Annotated in this window: 17 protein-coding genes and 1 riboswitch; of the genes, 5 read left to right on the top strand and 12 right to left on the bottom strand. The window is 65.9% G+C overall.

What is annotated here, in order from left to right:
• Nucleotides 1–73: 73 nt before the first annotated feature.
• From cobW to ELX51_RS03150, 3 genes are read right to left on the bottom strand one after another with little or no spacing between them, the layout of a single operon-like run.
• Complete coding sequence (gene cobW, locus ELX51_RS03160; protein WP_127752145.1) at nucleotides 74–1,132, bottom strand: cobalamin biosynthesis protein CobW; 1,059 nt, start codon at nucleotides 1,130–1,132, stop codon at nucleotides 74–76.
• Nucleotides 1,129–1,869, bottom strand: coding sequence for a CbtA family protein (locus ELX51_RS03155; protein ID WP_127752144.1), 741 nt, complete (start codon nucleotides 1,867–1,869; stop codon nucleotides 1,129–1,131). Before ELX51_RS03155 ends, cobW begins: the two co-directional genes overlap by 4 nt.
• A gap of 25 nt (nucleotides 1,870–1,894) precedes the next feature.
• Nucleotides 1,895–2,077 (bottom strand): CbtB domain-containing protein, encoded by a 183-nt coding sequence (locus ELX51_RS03150; protein WP_127752143.1) that lies wholly within the window; start codon nucleotides 2,075–2,077, stop codon nucleotides 1,895–1,897.
• 36 nt (nucleotides 2,078–2,113) lie between these two features.
• A riboswitch (cobalamin riboswitch) is annotated at nucleotides 2,114–2,332 on the bottom strand.
• A gap of 93 nt (nucleotides 2,333–2,425) precedes the next feature.
• Here ELX51_RS03150 and ELX51_RS03145 point away from each other — a divergent pair.
• Nucleotides 2,426–2,680, top strand: a complete 255-nt coding sequence (locus ELX51_RS03145; protein WP_127752142.1) for a DUF2164 domain-containing protein — start codon at nucleotides 2,426–2,428, stop codon at nucleotides 2,678–2,680.
• A gap of 5 nt (nucleotides 2,681–2,685) precedes the next feature.
• Nucleotides 2,686–3,042, top strand: a complete 357-nt coding sequence (locus ELX51_RS03140) for a DMT family protein (protein ID WP_127752141.1) — start codon at nucleotides 2,686–2,688, stop codon at nucleotides 3,040–3,042.
• Here ELX51_RS03140 and znuA read toward each other — a convergent pair whose 3' ends face one another.
• Nucleotides 3,043–4,053, bottom strand: a complete 1,011-nt coding sequence (gene znuA / locus ELX51_RS03135) for a zinc ABC transporter substrate-binding protein ZnuA (protein ID WP_127752140.1) — start codon at nucleotides 4,051–4,053, stop codon at nucleotides 3,043–3,045. It abuts the gene before it with no gap.
• A gap of 85 nt (nucleotides 4,054–4,138) precedes the next feature.
• Between znuA and ELX51_RS03130 the strand changes: the two genes are divergently transcribed.
• From ELX51_RS03130 to ELX51_RS03120, 3 genes are all read left to right on the top strand, one after another.
• Nucleotides 4,139–4,951: an ATP-binding cassette domain-containing protein gene (locus ELX51_RS03130; protein WP_127752139.1), complete on the top strand. Its 813-nt coding sequence runs from the start codon at nucleotides 4,139–4,141 to the stop codon at nucleotides 4,949–4,951.
• A gap of 128 nt (nucleotides 4,952–5,079) precedes the next feature.
• Entirely contained in the window at nucleotides 5,080–5,895 is an 816-nt protein-coding gene (locus ELX51_RS03125; RefSeq protein WP_127752138.1) for a metal ABC transporter permease, read from the top strand.
• Nucleotides 5,885–6,295: a Fur family transcriptional regulator gene (locus tag ELX51_RS03120; protein ID WP_127752137.1), complete on the top strand. Its 411-nt coding sequence runs from the start codon at nucleotides 5,885–5,887 to the stop codon at nucleotides 6,293–6,295. The genes ELX51_RS03125 and ELX51_RS03120 overlap by 11 nt, the downstream gene beginning before the upstream one ends.
• A 680-nt stretch (nucleotides 6,296–6,975) precedes the next feature.
• On the opposite strand, the gene rsmD is transcribed toward ELX51_RS03120, so the two are convergent.
• From rsmD to ELX51_RS03080, 8 genes are all read right to left on the bottom strand, one after another.
• The gene (rsmD, locus tag ELX51_RS03115; protein WP_127752136.1) at nucleotides 6,976–7,554 is read right to left on the bottom strand and encodes a 16S rRNA (guanine(966)-N(2))-methyltransferase RsmD; all 579 of its coding nucleotides are present in this window, start codon (nucleotides 7,552–7,554) and stop codon (nucleotides 6,976–6,978) included.
• Between the two features lie 31 nt (nucleotides 7,555–7,585).
• Complete coding sequence (locus ELX51_RS03110; RefSeq protein ID WP_248305232.1) at nucleotides 7,586–9,532, bottom strand: pseudouridine synthase; 1,947 nt, start codon at nucleotides 9,530–9,532, stop codon at nucleotides 7,586–7,588.
• Nucleotides 9,533–9,628: 96 nt separating this feature from the next.
• Nucleotides 9,629–10,330 carry a hypothetical protein gene (locus tag ELX51_RS03105; protein ID WP_127752134.1) on the bottom strand — a complete coding sequence of 234 codons (702 nt, stop codon included), beginning with the start codon at nucleotides 10,328–10,330 and terminating at the stop codon, nucleotides 9,629–9,631.
• A gap of 75 nt (nucleotides 10,331–10,405) precedes the next feature.
• Entirely contained in the window at nucleotides 10,406–10,975 is a 570-nt protein-coding gene (gene lspA / locus ELX51_RS03100) for a signal peptidase II (protein ID WP_127752133.1), read from the bottom strand.
• Nucleotides 10,976–11,110: 135 nt separating this feature from the next.
• Nucleotides 11,111–14,077, bottom strand: a complete 2,967-nt coding sequence (gene ileS, locus ELX51_RS03095) for an isoleucine--tRNA ligase (RefSeq protein WP_127752132.1) — start codon at nucleotides 14,075–14,077, stop codon at nucleotides 11,111–11,113.
• A 978-nt stretch (nucleotides 14,078–15,055) separates the two neighbouring features.
• Entirely contained in the window at nucleotides 15,056–16,027 is a 972-nt protein-coding gene (locus ELX51_RS03090) for a bifunctional riboflavin kinase/FAD synthetase (RefSeq protein WP_127752131.1), read from the bottom strand.
• A 6-nt stretch (nucleotides 16,028–16,033) separates the two neighbouring features.
• Nucleotides 16,034–16,900: a TIGR01459 family HAD-type hydrolase gene (locus tag ELX51_RS03085; RefSeq protein ID WP_127752130.1), complete on the bottom strand. Its 867-nt coding sequence runs from the start codon at nucleotides 16,898–16,900 to the stop codon at nucleotides 16,034–16,036.
• 83 nt (nucleotides 16,901–16,983) lie between these two features.
• Nucleotides 16,984–18,216 (bottom strand): EAL domain-containing protein, encoded by a 1,233-nt coding sequence (locus ELX51_RS03080; protein WP_127752129.1) that lies wholly within the window; start codon nucleotides 18,214–18,216, stop codon nucleotides 16,984–16,986.
• Between the last annotated feature and the right edge of the window lie 6 nt (nucleotides 18,217–18,222).

Raw genomic sequence — 18,222 nt, 5'->3', positions numbered from 1 at the left:
GACAACCCCCTCCCCGCACGGGGGACGGTGGGATGAAGCCGAATGTGCCGTGCCTGTGCCATTCTCTTGGAACTTATGCCGCCACGGCTTCGGCGCGGCGCAGGCTTTGGGTGATGGCGGCGCGGTCCAGCGGGGATTGGCCGATGACGACGAGTGCGGTTTGCCTGGTTTCGCCGGGCGCCCAGGGGCGGTCGAAATAGGCGGTAATGCGGGGGCCGACGGCCTGGATGGCGAGGCGCGCAGCCGCGCCCGGCACGGCGGCAAAGCCCTTGAGGCGCAGCACGTCATGGGTGCGGATCGTGTCCTCGATGATGGCAAGCAGCTCGTCCTTGCCGGCGATGGCGGGGAGCTGGAGCGAAAAGCTGTCGAAATCGTCGTGCTCGTGCCCTTCGCCCTCGTGCTCGAGTTCGTGGTGGCTGGGGCGGTTGGCGATGTCGTCTTCGGAAGCCATGCCAAGGCCCAGAAGCGCCGCGATATCGACATGGCCATTGGCGGCGCGAACAATGCCGACGCCGGGGCGCAGCTCGGCGCGGATATTCTGCTCGACTTTTTCGAGGGTGGCGGGATCCACGAGATCGGTCTTGTTGATGATGACCATGTCGGCGGCGGCAAGCTGATCCTCGAAGAGCTCGCCCAAGGGGGTTTCGTGGTCGAGCATTTCGTCGAGGCGGCGCTGGCGGTCGACAGCCGCTTCATCGGCGGCAAAGCGGCCTTCGGCAAGCGCTGCGGCATCGGCCACGGTCACCACGCCATCAACGGTCACCTGCGCCTTGATCTCGGGCCAATTGAAGGCGCGGATCAGGGGCTGGGGCAGAGCCAGACCCGAAGTTTCGATGACGATGTGATCGAATTTTTCAGGGCGATTCAGCAGTGCCTGCATGGTGGGAATGAATTCGTCGGCCACGGTGCAGCAGATGCAGCCATTGGAGAGTTCGACCATGTCCTCTTCACGGCAGGTCTCGTCGCCGCAGCCGGCGAGGATGTCCTTGTCGACGCCGAGATCGCCGAATTCATTGATGATGAGGGCGATGCGCTTGCCCTTGGGGGCATGGGCGAGGAGGTGACGCACAAGCGTGGTCTTGCCCGCGCCCAGAAAGCCGGTGATGACGGTGGTGGGGATCTTGGTGGTCATGCGGGAGCTCCGATGGGGTGGGACGCCTCGCGGCGGGCGAGGCGATCATTGACGAGGCCGAAGACGACACCCAGCACCAGCCAGAACACAGCTGAAGTGCCGATGGTGGCGGCGGCAAAGGCGGTGGCGAGATGGGCCGGAACGGCGCTTGGCTCTTCGGGAGCCGCGGGGGCGCCCACGATGTGCGGCGCGAGGACGAGTGCGAGCGCCACGGCAATGGCCCAGCCCGCCCGGGTCTTAGCCAGCAGCAGGCAGGCGGCGCCGGTGGCAAGGGCCGTCGCGACCCACCAGAGCTGGCGGGCGCCCAGACCGGCGGCGGGCATGCCGGGCAGCTCGGGCGGCAAGCCAAAGGCGGGCGCGAGGGAGAAGCTGGCAAAACCGGCCAGGCTCCACAACAGCGCATTGCCGGTGGCGATGGGGATATTGGCCAGGAGGCCCACGGCGCCGATCACGAGGGCGAAGCCGGCGGCGGCGAGGAGATTGGCGAGCACGGTATAGCCTGTGCGCTCCCAACCGTCCTGGGGCGCCCATTCGTCGGCGCCGTGATCATGGGCCGGGGTGGCCGCATCGTGGCTATGCGCGGCGGGGGCCTCTTCGCCATGGGAATGGCCGCCCTCCCCTTCAAAGCTTTCGGCATGGAGGATCAGCGGGGTGATGCGGAAATGCTGGACCGTGGATGCCACAAGGCCAGCACAAAGGGCTGCGACCAGCGCAGCGAAAAACAGATTGCGGAACATCTTTGTTCGTCTCTCGTGCCCGGCCTTAGTGGCAGGGAAAGCCCATGGCGTGGCGGGTGTCATGGGCGCCGTTGTGCAGGCGATAATCGCCGGCAAAGCCGGTGCCGACCAGCAGGGTCAGCCCAAGCAGGAGCGCGAGCGAGCCGGCGACAAGACGCTGGGACAGCGAGAGAGACTGAAGGCCAGTCGAAACAGTGGCGGTATTCATGCGGCACCCTCCGTGCGCGGAACGAAAAAGAGCTTACAAGCTCGTTGCTGTGCCGGCAGGTCTCCTGGCTTGCGGTGAATAGAGCGCCTCTCGCCTTCCCGGCAGCTTGGCTGCCAGTGGCATAAGGAGAGGAGCGCACCGCTTACAGTTGCGGGGGCAGCCACGGTTTTGGCCCCTGATGGGTAATCCGCACCGTGTTCCCTTTTGATCCCCGCGCCACAACGGGCTTGGGGAACCGACACAGGCTGTGTTCTCGCATGGCGGGCCGGAGGGGTCAATCGCGGCGTGGCGCTTGCCGGACGGGCGATCGCGGCATTATCGTGCCGCCGATTCTGGAGCCCCATCCCAATGAAGCCGATCAAGTTCAGCCGCGACGAAACCAAGGCCATGGTGGCGGAGATTCAGGATTATTTCCGGCTGGAGCTGGACCAGACCATCGGGCAGATGCCGGCCGAGATGCTGATGACCTTTTTTGCCGAAAAGATGGGCGCCTATTACTATAATCGCGGGCTGCACGACGCCCAGGAGCTGCTGCGCAAGAAGCTCGAGTCGATCAGCGATGCGCTGTATGCGCTCGAACAGCCCACCAAGGGCGCGCGGTAATCGCAATGGGCTGGAACTTTGCCACGCTGGCCCCGATCGGGCTCTTGATCGCGTCCAACCTCTTCATGACCTTTGCCTGGTATGGGCACCTCAAATTCCCCGGCACGGCGCTGTGGGTGGTGGTGCTGGCAAGCTGGGGCATCGCCTTTTTCGAGTATTGGCTGGCGGTGCCCGCCAATCGCATCGGCTACGGGGTTTATAGCGGCGCCGAACTCAAGACCATTCAGGAGGTGATTTCCCTGTCGGTCTTTGTGCTGTTCAGCGCCACTTACCTCGGCGAGCAGTTCACCTGGAACCACGGAGTCGGGTTCGGGCTCATTGCGCTCGGGGCATTCTTTATCTTCAAGGGGCCGCTGGGTTAGTTAGCCCAGGCAATCGAGGAGCCCATTGGCGAGGCCGCGCAGCAGTTCGGGGTAAAGGTTTGGGCCTTCAGTGAGGGCCCCGCCTTCGGGGTCGAGCACACCCGCCTTGGCCGTGCTGCCTTCGGTGATCGCGGCAATGATGGTTGGCTCGAAATTGGGTTCGGCAAAAACGCAGGTGGCCCCGAGTTCGGCCACGCGGGCGCGCAGGGCGTCGATCCGCTGGGCGCCGGGCATGACGTCGGGGGTGACGGTGACGGAGCCCGCGACGGTGAGGCCAAAGCGGTTCTCGAAATACTGGTAAGCGTCGTGAAAGACGAGGAAGGGCTTGTCGGCGACGGGCGCGAGGGTCGCGGTCAGTTCGGCTTGCAGCGCGACGAGGTTGGCTTTTTCGCGCTCGGCATTGGCGGCGTAGGCCGTGGCGTTACCGGGATCAGCTTGGCTCAGCGCTGCGGCGATGGCATCGACCATGTGCATGGCGTTTTGCGGATCGAGCCAGAAATGCATGTCGCCGCCATGGTCGTGGTCGTGCCCTTCGTGGGCGTGCTCTTCGTGATCGTGCGCCTCGTGGTCGTGCTCTTCGTGGTCATGGCCTTCGTGATCGTGACCCTCGTGGTCGTGCTCATGGTCATGACCCTCGCCCTCGTGGCTGTGGGCCTCGAAAGTGCCGCCTTCACGGACTGGCAGGAGGGTGATGCCGGGCGCCTGGCTCAGCTCCACCACTTCGGCTTGCCCTGAAAGGGTGGTCAGTGCATCGGCGAGGAACAGCTCCATGCCAGCGCCGGTCCAGAACACCAGATCAGCATCCTGCAGCGCGCCGGCATCGGACGGGCGCAGCGCATAAGTGTGGGGTGAGGCGGCGCCCCGCACGACGAGGGTCGGCTCCCCTACCCCCTCCATCACGGCTGCAACGAGGGAGTGCACCGGCTTGATCGAGGCTACCACATTGGGCGCGGCCATGGCCGTGCTGCCCAGCAGCAGGCTCGAAACCAAGGCAAGGGGGAGCAGCTTCATCGGCGCAATCCTGTTATGTTATTACGTTCTTGCTGCGTTATGCTATAACGTTTAGAACGCTGTCAAGCGACGTGACGGAGCGGAAATGGACGGGCAGGCAGGACGCGAAACATTGATCAGCATGAGCGGCGCTGGCGTGCGCCGGGGGGCGCGCGTGCTGGTGGAAGGGGTCGACCTGGCCATCCGGCGCGGCGAGATCGTGACGCTGATCGGGCCCAATGGTTCGGGCAAATCCACCACGGCCAAGATGGCGACGGGCGTGCTCAAGCCGACAACGGGCACGGTGACGCGCCTGCCGGGGCTGCGCATCGGCTATGTGCCGCAAAAGCTGACCATCGACTGGACGCTGCCGCTGACGGTGGAGCGGCTGATGACGCTGACCGGCCGCTTCAGCCGCAGCGAAATCGAGGCGGCGCTCGATCTGGTCGGGGCGCGGCGGCTCCTCGGAGCGGCGGTGCAGGAATTGTCGGGCGGGGAATTCCAGCGCGTGTTGTTTGCCCGCGCCACCATCCGCAAGCCGGACCTTCTGGTGCTGGACGAGCCGGTGCAGGGCGTCGATTTTGCCGGCGAAGTGGCGCTCTATGAATTGGTGCGCCAGATCCGCGACAGCTCGCGCGCCGGTATCCTGATGATCAGCCATGATTTGCATGTGGTGATGGCGGAAACCGACACGGTGATCTGCCTCAATGGACATGTGTGCTGCACCGGCACGCCGGCGGCGGTCAAGCGCAGCCCGGAATATCTCAAGCTGTTCGGACCGCGCGCGGCGGAAACGCTGGCAATTTATGAGCACCACCACGACCATGAGCACCACGACGACGGCTGCGTGGTGGCGGCTGGGGCGGTGCATGAGCATGCTCATTCGCACGGGCATGGGGGGCACCGGCATGGGCACTAGGGGCATGAAACCCGAGTATGTTGAAGGCGCCCGAACCCCCACCCTAGCCCTCCCCTCAAGGGGGAGGGAACGGGATCGCGCGTTTGGCGGGATTGGGGCGGTTGCATCGGTCCTCCAGGGAGCCGCACATGTTCGGTGATTTCTTTTCGCGCTCCCTCATCGCCGGGATTGGGCTGGCGCTGGTGGCGGGGCCGCTGGGGTGTTTCGTCGTGTGGCGGCGGATGGCCTATTTCGGCGATACGATGGCCCATTCGGCGCTGCTGGGCGTGGCGCTGTCGATCATCTTGTCACTCAACATGACGCTGGGCGTGTTTGCGGTTGCGGCTCTCGTCGCCGGAGCGCTGCTGCTGTTGCAGCGGCAGGCGACGCTCTCGACCGATGCGCTGTTGGGCATTTTGAGCCATTCGACCCTGGCGGTCGGACTGGTGCTGGTGGGCTTTTTGACCACGGTGCGGATCGACCTCATGGGCTTTTTGTTTGGCGATATTCTTGCCGTTTCGGTCGAGGATATCATGGTGATCTATGGCGGGGGCGCGGCGATCCTCGTCGTGCTGGCGCTGGCCTGGCGGCCGCTGCTGGCTTCGACGGTCAGCACCGAGCTGGCGGAAGCCGAAGGGCTGCGCCCGGAAGCGAGCCGGATCATCCTCATGATCCTGATGGCCAGCGTCATTGCCATTGCCATGAAACTGGTGGGCGTGCTGTTGATTACCTCCTTGCTGATCATTCCGGCGGCAACCGCGCGGCGCCTAAGCGCAACACCTGAAGGCATGGCCGCGGTGGCGGCGGGGCTCGGGGTGATTGCCGTGGTGGGAGGGCTGTTCGGCTCGCGCAACTGGGATACGGCCTCCGGACCCTCCATCGTCGTGGCGGCCTTGCTGGTGTTTCTGGTTTCGCTCGCCGTGCCGGTCCACAAATTGTTCGGGAGGAAAATTCATGGCGCATAGCCACGCCGCACCCACTGACCTGACGCGCAACCAGGGGCTGGTGCTGGGCGCGCTGACCGGGTCCTCGGCTCCCCTCAGCGCCTATGACATTCTCGACCGACTGCGCGAGGACGGTTTGCGGGCGCCGCTGCAGGTTTATCGCGCGCTCGACAAGCTGGTGGAACGGGGCCTCGCCCACCGGCTGGAATCGCTCAATGCGTTCGTTGCTTGTGCGGACGAGCACTGCCATCGCAAGGGGCTGATCGCGTTTGCCATTTGCGAAGGGTGCGGCAAGGTCGATGAATTTGCTGACCCGGTGATCGAAGGTCGGCTAGGGGAATGGGCGGGCAAGACCGGGTTCAAGGTTGAGCGCACGACGATGGAAATTCGCGGGCGGTGCGAGGCTTGTGTGGGGGTGTAGGGGCTAGGCTCGATGCCACCCCCTCCCCCTTGAGGGCAGGGCTGGGGTGGGGGTTCGGGCGGTAGGTCTTCCCCCGTTAAGAGTTTTCCCGACGGCCTGAACCCCCACCCTCGATCCCTCCCCTCAAGGGGGAGGGAGGCGATGGGACCCCGCCGTTGGCGAAAGCGGAAGAATTTCGGGACGGGCCCCGGCTCAGGGTCGGGGTGACAGCTGGGGGCGAGGGAGATTGGACCTCCCACGCTGTTAAGTCCTCCTGACCGTCCAGATGCGCGATGCGCCCCCTCCCCCTTGAGGGAGGGCTGGGGTGGGGGTTCGAGCGGTGGGTCTCCCCCGTGACGAGTTTGTTCGACGGCCTGAACCCCCACCCTCGATCCCTCCCCTCAAGGGGGAGGAGGCGATGGGGCCGGGCCGTTGGGGCAAGCGGAAGAATTTCGGGATGGGCTCCGGCTCAAAACCGGGGTGACAGCTGGTGGGTGGGAGAGATTGGACCTCGCACGCTGTTAAGTCCTCCTGACCGTCCAGATGCGCGATGCGCCCCCTCCCCCTTGAGGGGAGGGCTGGGGTGGGGGTTCGAGCGGTGGGTCTTCCCCCGTGACGAGTTTGTCCGACGGCCTGAACCCCCACCCTCGATCCCTCCCCTCAAGGGGGAGGGAGGCGATGGGGCCTCGCCACCGGCTTACCTACGCCTCGACCGCTGCTTCCGGTTCGCCAAAGACCAAAAAGTGGATGGCGGCGGCGCCGTATTCGCGGCGGTCGGTGAGCGTTAAGCCGGCGGGGATGTCGAGGGTGGCGTCGCGGCTTTCTTCCCAGACGATGGTGGCCCCGGGGGCGAGCCAGTTGTTATCGCGCAGGCCCGCAAGCGCCTGTTCGCCCAGGGTCTTGCCATAAGGCGGATCGAGAAAGACGAGGTTGAAGGGCTTCATCGAGCCGGGCACGCCCAGATCGGTGGCGTCGCGGCGCAAGAGCTTGGTGATGCCGCCGGCGCCAAAGGCCTCGATATGGTCGCGAATGAGGCCGCGCGCCTCGGCCCCCGTATCGACAAAGGTGACATGGGCGGCGCCGCGCGACAGGGCTTCGAGCCCCAGCGCGCCGGTGCCGGCAAACAAATCAAGCACGCGAACACCATCCAGCACCGGCCCAAGGCGCGAGGCAAGGATGTTGAACATGGATTCGCGAACCCGATCGGCAGTAGGCCGGATCGAGAGATCGGAGGGCGAATTGAGCCCCTTGCCGCGAAAGCGGCCGGCAACGATGCGCATCTAGCTCAAACCCCTTTCGGCACGCTTGCGGTCAGGGTTTTGGCCGGCGGGGGCCCGAGGGGCGCCCTGCCCCACCCGCGGGACGTGGGCCACCCGCTGGCCGACCAGCACCAGCCGGACGACCGCCGCCACCAGGGCGGGCGCCACCGGATGCACCGGGGCGGGCGCCACCGGGCTTGCCGAAGCCGCCGGGACGCGGACCGCGGGCCGGGGCCGCGCCTTCGCGCTTGGGATGAGGCTTGCCGTCGGGGCGAACCTTGGGCTTGCCATAGGTCTTGGCTTCCGAGCCGAACTCGTCGCGGCCCGGACGCGGACCACCCGGGCGAGCGCCAGCCGGGCGCTGCGGCCGATCACCGGCAGGGCGAGGACCGCGCTGTGGGCGATCGCCATCGGGGCGATTGCCGCGCGGTTTGTCCGAGAAATTGCGGCCAGGGCGCGAGGGGGCACGATCGGCGTCGGGGCGCGGGGTGTAAGCGCGGGGCGCGCCCGCGGCCTCGGCGTCAGCGCGCGTGCGCGGCTGGAAATCACGCTGCGGGCGTTCGGCGTCGCTGCGGCGCGGACCACGGGGCGTGCCGGTGAACTCGCGCGATGGGCGCTCGGCGCCACCTTCGGGGCGCGGCGGACGGGGCCGATCGCCAAAGGACTTGTTGCCACCAGGACGCCCACCAAAGGACTTGCCGCCGGAGCGATCGCCGAAGGCTTTGCCGCCGGGGCGGTCACCGAAGGATTTGCCGCCAGGACGATCGCCGAAGGAGCGCTTGGGCTTGTCGCCAAAAGATTTTGGACCGCTGCGGTCACCATCCTCGCGGCGAGGGCCGCGGGGCTTGTCGAAGGCGGGCTTGGCGGGACGCTCGGGGGCCTTGCCAAAGCTGCGGGCGGGCTGGTCGTCCCTGTCGCGGAAGGCGGGGGCGCGGGTGGAACGCTTGGCCACGAATTCTTCTTCACGGCCATCATCAAAGATCACGCGGCGCGGTGGCGCCTCGTATTCCTCGCGCTCCTCGACACGTCGCGGGCCGGGCTTGCGGTTGTCAAAGCGGCCCGGACGATCCTGACGCGGGCGTTCGGCGCGCAGCTCTTCCTCGGTTTTTTCGGCATGGTCGGTGAAGCGGAAGCGCTGGCGGGCAATCTCGACCGTGTTGGTGCCGCGGCCGGTCAGGCGGTCGCGGGTAGGCTTGCCGATCAGGGCATTGGCTTCAGGCATTTCGCTGTCGAAATCCACATCGGCCGCTTCGGCCAGTTTTTTGCCGAGCTGGTCGCGCAGGGTGGCCGCCCGCACGGTTTCAATGGCGCCGACGGGAATGTCGCCGAGCTGGAACGGGCCATAGGAGACGCGGATCAGGCGATTAACCTCAAGGCCGAGCGCGCCCAGCACGTTCTTGACCTCGCGGTTCTTGCCTTCGCGCAGTGCCATGACGAGCCAGACATTGGAGCCCTGCTCGCGCTCGAGGGTGGCTTCGATGGAGCCGTATTTGACGCCATCGATCTCGGTGCCGTCCTTGAGGCGATCAAGGGCGGCCTGGGTCACGGTGCCATGGGCGCGCACGCGATAGCGGCGCAGCCAGCCGGTAGCGGGAAGTTCGAGCACGCGCTTGAGGCCGCCATCATTGGTGAGGAGCAGCAGGCCTTCGGTGTTGATGTCGAGCCGGCCGACCGACACGACGCGTGGCAGGCCGTGGGTTTCGAGCGCTTCAAAGATGGTGGGGCGGCCTTCAGGGTCTTTCTCGGTGACCACGAGGCCAGCGGGCTTGTGATAAAGCCACACGCGGGTGCCCTGGCGGGCGGCGAGCGGGGCGCCATCGACGGTGACCTTGTCGCGGTCGGTGACGTTGAAGGCGGGGGTGATGACCTTCTTGCCGTTGACGGCGACGCGCCCCTCGGTGATCCACACTTCGGCATCACGGCGCGAGCAAAGCCCGGAGCGGGCGATGACCTTGGCGAGACGATCGCCGGTATCGGGGGAGGCTGGTTGGTCGGCCATGAGTTCGGTGCCTTTCATGCGGGACCCAAAGGGGCGGCGCGGAAACAAGAAGCCCCGCCGCAATGGGCGGGGCTGAATAACGAGTGCGGCCTGAGCCTATCTGCTGGTCATGCTCTTCATGCTGGCATTGGGGCCGGCGCCCAAAGTGCCGGGGCTCGTGACTTGGGGCTGCTGGGCCTCGATGGCGCGGCGCACATCGGCGGGGCAGCGGCGGTCGCGCAGCGAGACCACTTCCCCGCTCGGGGTGCGGCACAGCAGATCGGCATCGCCCACGCGAGTAAAATAGTCGTCAGGCGGCAGATAAAGCGGGCGCTTGCCGGTGGTGCTGACTTCCATATTGGCGCCCTGCATGCGGGCGGTCAGCGCCGAGGTTTCCTGCTCGGTCAGGGGACGACCGGCGATGGTGCGGGTATCGACCACGCGGGCATTGCGCAGGCGCTTGATCTCGGCCTCGCTCATGCCAGCGGTGTTGAGCTGGACGCGGTCGCTGTTGACGGGCAACTGGGCGGCGGCCGACTGGGTCGGAGCCGGAAGCGAGGCGGCATCGCGCGGCAGCACCAGCGGGGCGCGGGCCTGGGTCAGATCTTCCTTGGGGTCGGCGCGGTTGAGCAGGCCGACGCCGCGGGCGGTCGAAGTCATCACTTCGCGCTCGAAAGTGCCGACATCGGTCAAGGCATTGGTGCCTTCCACGGTGGTGCAGGCCGCCATAGTCAGGGTCAGCAGCAGAGCCAAGCCGGCTTTGCCCCAAAGGGAAGCTCGCTTTGCAGCAGTCTGTGGCCCGGTGGATCCCATGCGCATGAAACGTCCTTCAGAATGTCGGGAGTGCTTATAAACTAGTTCCGCGCCTAAAACCAGATTGGGGCGCGAGCATGTTCAAGCAGTGGGCGTAGCGGGGCGTGGACGGCCAACGCCCAGCATGTCGAGCAACAGCAAGACGACCCCGGCGGTGATCGCCACATCGGCCAGGTTGAAGATGTAGAACGACAGCGTGCCCCAGTGGAAATGAAAGAAATCGGCCACGGCGCCGTAGATCAGCCGGTCGACGCCATTGGAAAGGGCGCCGCCGATGCACAGGCCCAGCCCCAGACGCAGCAGCGCACTATCGGCACGCACCCACCAGATGGCGAGGGCGACCACGGCGGCCAGCATGACAAGCCCCAGGGTCCAGACCGGCAAGCCGTCGAGCAGGCCATAGGAAATGCCGGTGTTCCAGACGAGGACATAATCAAAGAACGGAGTGACGCGCACCACTTCCCCGCCGCTCCAGCCACTCATGGAAAAGGGGATGAAAGCCTCGAAGTGATCAACGCAGGCACCCGCCAGCAGCGAAATGCAATTGGCCGAAACCTGCATGCTCTTGTGCGCGCGATCGAGGCCAAAGGCGAGGACGGCGGCGGTGAGCGAGACATAAACCGAAGGGTCGGCAAGGGCGCGCAGATTCATCGTTGGGCGTCCAACCAGTTGAGGGGTGTCGCAGTGTTGCCCGAGGATCGGGGCTCGTTCACCCCCACCCGACCTCCCCCACGGAGGGGGAGGTGAAGGGGCGTGCGGAGCTGAGATCGAAGCTCGGGCACCAGGCTAGAGACCGGCGGCGGCGCGTTCGCGCAGGGCCTGGGCGTCGCGCAGGGTGACGTCGGGGAAGTCGGGATCACTGCCCACTTCGGGCAGGATCTTCCAGGAGCGGGCGCAGCGCTTGCCCTCGGCAAGGCCCGGCACCACCGCAACGCCGGCCACGTCATCGAGGCGGAAGGCATCGGCGGGGCCTTCGCCCTCGACCAGTTCAACCGCCGAGGTGATGGCGATATCGGCCAGGTCTTCACCCTGCACTGCGGCGAGCAAAGCGGGGTCGCTGATGAACACTTTGGGGGCCGCTTCGAGCGAGGAGCCGATGCGCTTTTCGCGGCGTTCGATCTCGAGCGCCCCGGTGACGACGCGGCGCACATTGCGGATCAGCTGCCATTTGGCGGCCAGTTCGTCGTTGAGCCAGGCGGCGGGCACTTCGGGGAACAAGCGCAGATGCACGGAGGCATCGGCTTCCTTGTGCCGCTCGAGCCAAACCTCTTCCATGGTGAAAACGAGGATGGGCGCGAGCCAGGCCGTGAGGCAATCAAAAAGCCCATTGAGCACGGTCAGGGCAGAGCGGCGGCGCACCGAGGAGATCGGGTCGCAATAGAGCGCATCCTTGCGGATATCGAAATAGAACGCCGACAGCTCGATATTCATGAAGTTGGTGAGCAGCGTCACCACACGGCGATAGTCATATTCCTTGTAGGCGGCGCGCACCTGGCCATCGAGCTGGGCCAGGCGATGCAGGATCAGCTGCTCGAGCTCGGGCATGTCGGCGGGCTCGGTCGCATCGGCGGGCTGGTAATGGGCAAGATTGCCCAGGAGCCAGCGCAGGGTGTTGCGCAGCTTGCGGTACGCATCCACCGTGGTCTGGACGATCTCCTTGCCCAGGCGCAGATCCTCGGAATAATCCGAGGACGCCACCCAGAGGCGCAGGATATCGGCGCCGTATTGCTTGATGATGTCCTGCGGGGCAACGGTGTTGCCCAGGGACTTGCTCATCTTGCGCCCTTCCCCATCCATGGTGAAGCCGTGCGTCAGCACGCTTTCATAAGGGGCAAAGCCGTTGGTGGCGCAGCTCTCGAGCAGCGAGGAATGGAACCAGCCGCGATGCTGGTCCGAGCCTTCCAGATACATGGAGGCGGGGAATTTGAGGTAGGGCCATTTCTGCTTGTTGCGCAGCACAAAGGCGTGGGTCGAGCCGCTGTCGAACCACACATCGAGCACGTCGCGGACCATTTCGTAGTCCGCCGCGTCGTAGCTGTCGCCGAGGAACCGCTGGGCGGCGCCTTCGGCGTACCAGGCATCGGCGCCTTCGGCCTCAAAGGCCTGGGCGATGCGATGGTTGACCGCTTCGTCCTTGAGGATTTCGTTGGTCTGGCGATGCACGAAGACGGTGATCGGCACGCCCCAGGCGCGCTGGCGCGACAGCACCCAATCGGGGCGGTCTTCCATCATCGAGCGCAGGCGGTTCTGCCCCGCAGGCGGGTAGAATTTGGTGGCGTCGATCGCGTTGAGCGCACGGTGGCGCAAGGTGTCGCCGGCAACGCCCTCGATGGCGCGGTCCATGTAAACGAACCACTGGGGCGTGTTGCGGAAGATCACCGGCTTTTTGGAGCGCCAGGAGTGGGGATAGGAGTGCTTGACGCGACCGCGGGCGACCATCATGCCGCGCTCGGCGAGCGCGGCGATCACGCGGTTATTGGCGTCGCCCTTCTTGCCGTTGTCATCGATGACGCGGGCGCCTTCGAAGCCGGGGGCCTCGGCGGTGTAAAAACCGGCATCGTCCACGGCAAAGGGGATGGAGGTGTCGATGCCGCGCTCGGCGAGGAGCCGGCCCGAGTTCATCCAGATTTCAAAGTCATCGAGGCCGTGGCTGGGTGCGGTATGCACAAAGCCGGTGCCCGCATCATCGGTGACGTGTTCGCCATCGAGCAGGGGCACATCGAAATTGTAGCCGCCAGCAAGGCCGCGCAGCGGATGGTGGCAGGCGGTGATCTGGCCGGGATCGACATCGCCAAGGCGCGTGAAGCTTTCGACCTTGGCCTTGGCAAAGACTTCAGCGGCGAGCTTGTCGGCGATGACGTATTTTTCGCCCGATTTGGCCCAATTGCCTTCTGGGGCCGCGGTGATCTCGTAGAGGCCGTAAGCAACCTTGGAGGAATAGGAGATCGCCCGGTTGGCGGGGATGGTCCAGGGGGTGGTCGTCCAGATCAGCACAAAGGCCGAACCGAGGTCGCGCACCTGGCGGGCGGTGGCGGCGAAATCCGCGCCGGCCTCGGCTGAAGCGCCATGCACGGGGAATTTCACCCAGATCGTGTCGCTTTCATAATCCTGATATTCGATCTCGGCCTCGGCCAAGGCGGTGCGCTCCACGACCGACCACATCACGGGCTTGGAGCCGCGATAAAGCTGGCCGGAAGCGGCGACCTTCATCAGCTCGCGCGCGATCTGGGCTTCGGCGTCAAAGCTCATGGTCAGATAGGGATTGTCCCATTCACCGAGCACGCCAAGACGCTTGAACTCGTCGCGTTGGATATCGACCCATTGCTCGGCAAAGGCGCGGCATTCCTGGCGAAATTCGATGATCGGCACTTCGTTCTTGTCGCGGCCCTTGGCGCGATACTGCTCCTCGATCTTCCATTCGATGGGCAGGCCGTGGCAGTCCCAACCCGGCACATAGGCCGAGTTGAAACCGAGCATCTGCATGGAGCGGCTGACCATGTCCTTGAGCGTCTTGTTGAGCGCGTGGCCGATATGGATGTTGCCATTGGCATAGGGAGGGCCGTCATGGAGCGTAAACAGCGGACGATCGGCCGCTTGTTCGCGCTGGCGGGCATAAAGATCCATCTCTTCCCAGCGCTTGAGCCAGAGCGGCTCGCGATCGGGGAGCCCGGCGCGCATGGGAAACTCGGTCTGCGGCAAAAACAGCGTCGACGAATAATCGGTTTCGGTGGCGCTTGCAGCGGTATCGGTCATGGAGGCGGCAATCTTTGGGGGAGGTTGGCGGCCTTTTAGCAAGGTGAGGCGCGAGGGGCAAAGGTTGATTTGCGGTGGGCGGGGGTGATGGGGGGCCGTCAGTTCCGCGTGAATGCCGGCGGACGCGGAGGCACGGTGGGTTCTGACCATTGAGCGGAGGGTTAGAGGCAGGGGTTGATCAGTGGCCCACATAACCACCCCCTCCCCGGCCCTCCCCTCAAGGGGGAGGGAGGGCACGAGCCTAGAGGTTTGGGGTTTGAGACTCATGCCGGGTCGCACCTAAGCTCCACTGGATGGAAGGGCCGGCACCCCCACCCTCGATCCCTCCCCTCAAGGGGGAGGGAGGCGATGGCTGCGGGATTTGGCTTGCGAGGAGATATTTAAGCGCAGTGGACCCGCTTGCTGAACTCCCGCTTACGCAGAGCTTGGTGGAAGGCCTCCCCTCCGCCTTGAGGGGAGGGGTTGGGGGTGGGGGTCCATCAGTGGCCCACCGAACCACCCCCTCCCCGGCCCTCCCCTCAAGGGGGAGGGAGGGCAGGAGCCGAGAGCAAGGAGTTGGGCACGATAGGTCCCCTCCCCCTTGAGGGGAGGGCTAGGGTGGGGGTGCAGGCGGCTGAGCTTGAGTGGAGGAGCGAAGGGGAACCGTACCCAGGCCCCACTCGGAGGCAAAGCCGGAACCCCCACCCTCGGTCCCTCCCCTCAAGGGGGGAGGGAGGCGATGGCTCTGGGGCTCGAGTTCTTGGTCGGGCCGGGAGCGCTTTGCCATCCCTGATAAGCGCCGGCCGAAGCCGAGGCACGGTGGGTCCCCTCCCCCTTGAGGGGAGGGCTAGGGTGGGGGTGCAGGCGGCTGAGCTTGAGTGGAGGAGCGAAGGGGAACCGTACCCAGGCTCCACTCGGAGGCAAAGCCGGAACCCCCACCCTCGGTCCCTCCCCTCAAGGGGGGAGGGAGGCGATGGCTCATGGGGCCGAGTTCTTGGGCTAGCCGACGAAACCCAGCTGTTCGTCGAGCGGGCTGAGGGGGGTGGCTTGGGTGAGGAGGGTGCGGGCTTTGCCCGAGTCGCGGTCCATGGCGGCGATCAGTTCATCGAGGCCGCTGAACACTTCCTGGCCGCGGATATGGCCGACCAGGGCGACGGTGATGGTTTGCCCATAGATGTCCTCGTCGAAGTCGAAGAGGTGGGTTTCAAAGGGCGGGCGCTGGTTGTCGAACATGGGCTTGCCATAGGCGGCAACGCCGCCAAAAAGGCGATTGCCGAGGCGGGCGCGCACGGCATAGACGCCCTGGGCAAGCTGGAAGCCGTTGGGGGTCATGGTGTTGGCCGTGGGGTAGCCCAGTTCGCGGCCGCGCTGGTCCCCGCGCACGACGCAACCATCAAAGAACCAGTGGTAGCCCAAAAGCCGATTGGCCGCGGTGACCGCCCCTTCCGAGAGGGCGGCGCGGATGCGCGAGGAGGAGATGGGCTCGTCGCCCTCGTCCATCAGATCAAGGGTCTGGACGGCAAAGCCCGCCGCCTCCCCCGCCGCCTTGAGGAAAGTGGGCGTGCCGCGCCGGCCGCGGCCGAAATGAAAGTCGGAGCCGACAATGACGCCGGCGACGTTCATGGCATCGACGAGAAAGCGGGACACGAAGTCTTCCGCCTCGATCTGGGAAAAGGCGCGATCGAAGGGGAGGATGACGATGCCATCGAGCCCGAGGGCTTCCGCCAGCCGCGCTTTGGCGTCGCCATCGGTGAGGCGGAACATGAAGGGCGAGGGCGCAAACACATCGCGCGGATGCGGCTCGAAGGTCAGCAGCACCGCGGGCGCCTTGGCCCGCGCCGCTTCGGTCTTGAGGGCGGCCAGGATCGACTGGTGGCCGCGATGAAAGCCATCGAAATTGCCGATGGCGACATAGGCGCCCCGCAGGGCGGCGGGGACGTCATCGAGGCTGGATAGTCGAATAAAGGCCACGCGCGCCTACCAGGTGAGGCGCGGCAGGAAGCCGGCAAGGCGGGCGCCACTGGGGGCCACGAGATCGGCGATCAGCTGCGGATCGGGGCTGCCAAAGGCATCGAGTTCGGCCGCGTGGATCGAGCCGGTGATGAACAGCAGGTCGAGCCCGAACTGGGCGGCGCCGGTGGCATCGGTGCGCACGCTGTCGCCAATGGCGAGCACGCGGCTTTTGTCGAGGGGCTTGCCAGCGGCCTGTTCGGCGAGGCGGAAGGCTTCCTCATAGATGGGGCGATAGGGTTTGCCGGCCATGTGCACGATCCCGCCCATGGCTTCGTAGAGGTCGCCCAGCGCGCCGCCGCAATAGATCAGGCGGTCGCCATGTTCCACGACGCGGTCGGGATTGGCGCAGATCATGGGGAGCTTGCGCGCGAGCCAGTGCTCGGCGCGTTCCCGATACATTTCGGGGGTGTGGGTGTCGTCATCGAGATCGGTGACCACAATCACTTCGGCTTCATCGGCCGTGGTGCGGCGCACATCGAGGCCCTCGTAGAGCGCATCGTCTTCGGTGGCGGGGCCGACATGGTGGATCGGGCGGCCCTGGTAGCGGGCGATCATGGCGCGGGTGGCGTCGCCCGAGGAAACGATGGCATCATAGGCAGAGCGCGGCACGCCAAGGCGATCAAGCATGTCGACGATCGGGCCCGAGGGGCGCGGCGCATTGGTGATCAGCACGGCCGTGCCGCCAGCTTCACGATATTTCACGAGGGCGTCGACGGCGCTGGGGAAGGCCGACACGCCATTGTGGATCACACCCCACACATCGCTCAGCACCGCATCATAGCGCCCGGCAAGATCGGACAGGCCGGAAATGGAGGCGGGATGGGACGTCATGGGGAACTCCGAAATAAACTGCTGCGTGCTATGTGGCAGCTTGGGGGCGCCGATCAAGCCCAAACAGCACGGGAGTGGTGGAGTTAGCCCTCGACCCGATGCAAGGCGGGCGCGGGCTGGCGGCCGCCATCGAGCAGCAGATCGCCGCGCAACGGGGCGGCAGCGCCCAGATGAGGCCCTTGCACGAGGGTGATGCGGTGATCGATCAATTCGGGGATCTGCGCTTCCGCTGATACCCCGCTGGCAAGCAGCGTCACGCCAAAGCGGGCGAGGTAATCGGCGATATCGGCGGCGTGGAAATCAGTGAGGGATTCGGGGGCGTGGAGGAAGCGGGCGGCATCGATCCGCAGGGAGCGCACGCCGCGGGCGGCAAGCTCGCCAACATCGAGGCGCAGCGATTGCACGGCCAGGAGGCTGTAGCCAGAACCCTTCTTGTGGACGGCGTCGGTCACGGCGCGCTCCGCGGTGGTCAGGGACAGCCACTCTGCTTCTTCGATCGCAAAGATCAGGCTGGGCGCTACGGGGCGATTGGCTTCGAGCGAAGCGATCAACCCTTCGGCGGCCTGGCCGTCGCCCAGGGTCGCCCGCGACAGCGGCACAAAGAGATTGGGCCTTTGCCCGGCAGTGCGGGCCCGGCGGGCCAGGGTAATGGCTTCGAGCAAACCGATGCTTTCGAGCTGACGCAGCACATCGGCGCCGCCCTGGCGGGGCAGGAAATCGGCCGGTTCAGCCAATGCGCCCGCTTCGAGGGCGAGGCGCGGCACCAGATCAAAGCCGGTGGGCCGGCGCTGGGGCAAGGTCACGACGGGCTGGACGTGAAAGAGCAGCCGCCCTTCGCCAAAGGCGCGCCGCACGGTTTCGAGCGGAATCGTAGGTTCGCGTGGTGGCGGCACGATGGTCGCGGCTGGGGCAGGTCGCAGCGCGGCGGGTGCGGCCTGAGGTTGGGCCGCCCTTTCCTCGATATCGGCGACGGCTTCGGCGACCTGGCGGATCACGGTGCCCAGAACGGAAATATCGGCCTCAACGGCGCCCAGGCGCGGGCCGGCATTGAGGTCGGCCATGGCGTTGATGCGCTGGCCGAGCACCGCGCCAGCCTTAGCATCGGTGGACAGGAGGCGCGACAATTCCTCGATGGCGCGCTCGAGCCGCTGCTCGGCGCGCTGGCGCAGGACACGCTCATGGGCGGTAACGGCGATGCAGCCGAAAACCAACGCGGCGAGAATCGCCTGAGCGGGCGTAAAGGCGAGCCCGAAATACGCCGCAGCTCCCGCTGCCGCCGCTGAAACCGCGATAAAGGTATAAACCAGGCCCTGCACAGCGCG

Source organism: Devosia sp. 1566 (assembly GCF_004005995.1).
GTDB lineage: Bacteria > Pseudomonadota > Alphaproteobacteria > Rhizobiales > Devosiaceae > Devosia.
Note: the sequence above shows the minus strand (reverse complement) of the source record. Positions and strands in the feature narration are given on the sequence as shown.

Coding starts and splice junctions, on each gene's coding strand:
- ELX51_RS03085 (WP_127752130.1), bottom strand. CDS start 16,900: ATGACGTCCCATCCCGCCTCCATTTCCGGCCTGTCCGATCTTGCCGGG.
- ELX51_RS03125 (WP_127752138.1), top strand. CDS start 5,080: ATGTTCGGTGATTTCTTTTCGCGCTCCCTCATCGCCGGGATTGGGCTG.
- ELX51_RS03105 (WP_127752134.1), bottom strand. CDS start 10,330: ATGCGCATGGGATCCACCGGGCCACAGACTGCTGCAAAGCGAGCTTCC.
- ELX51_RS03110 (WP_248305232.1), bottom strand. CDS start 9,532: ATGGCCGACCAACCAGCCTCCCCCGATACCGGCGATCGTCTCGCCAAG.
- znuA (WP_127752140.1), bottom strand. CDS start 4,053: ATGAAGCTGCTCCCCCTTGCCTTGGTTTCGAGCCTGCTGCTGGGCAGC.
- ELX51_RS03130 (WP_127752139.1), top strand. CDS start 4,139: ATGGACGGGCAGGCAGGACGCGAAACATTGATCAGCATGAGCGGCGCT.
- ileS (WP_127752132.1), bottom strand. CDS start 14,077: ATGACCGATACCGCTGCAAGCGCCACCGAAACCGATTATTCGTCGACG.
- ELX51_RS03150 (WP_127752143.1), bottom strand. CDS start 2,077: ATGAATACCGCCACTGTTTCGACTGGCCTTCAGTCTCTCTCGCTGTCC.
- ELX51_RS03140 (WP_127752141.1), top strand. CDS start 2,686: ATGGGCTGGAACTTTGCCACGCTGGCCCCGATCGGGCTCTTGATCGCG.
- ELX51_RS03155 (WP_127752144.1), bottom strand. CDS start 1,869: ATGTTCCGCAATCTGTTTTTCGCTGCGCTGGTCGCAGCCCTTTGTGCT.
- rsmD (WP_127752136.1), bottom strand. CDS start 7,554: ATGCGCATCGTTGCCGGCCGCTTTCGCGGCAAGGGGCTCAATTCGCCC.
- ELX51_RS03145 (WP_127752142.1), top strand. CDS start 2,426: ATGAAGCCGATCAAGTTCAGCCGCGACGAAACCAAGGCCATGGTGGCG.
- cobW (WP_127752145.1), bottom strand. CDS start 1,132: ATGACCACCAAGATCCCCACCACCGTCATCACCGGCTTTCTGGGCGCG.
- lspA (WP_127752133.1), bottom strand. CDS start 10,975: ATGAATCTGCGCGCCCTTGCCGACCCTTCGGTTTATGTCTCGCTCACC.
- ELX51_RS03120 (WP_127752137.1), top strand. CDS start 5,885: ATGGCGCATAGCCACGCCGCACCCACTGACCTGACGCGCAACCAGGGG.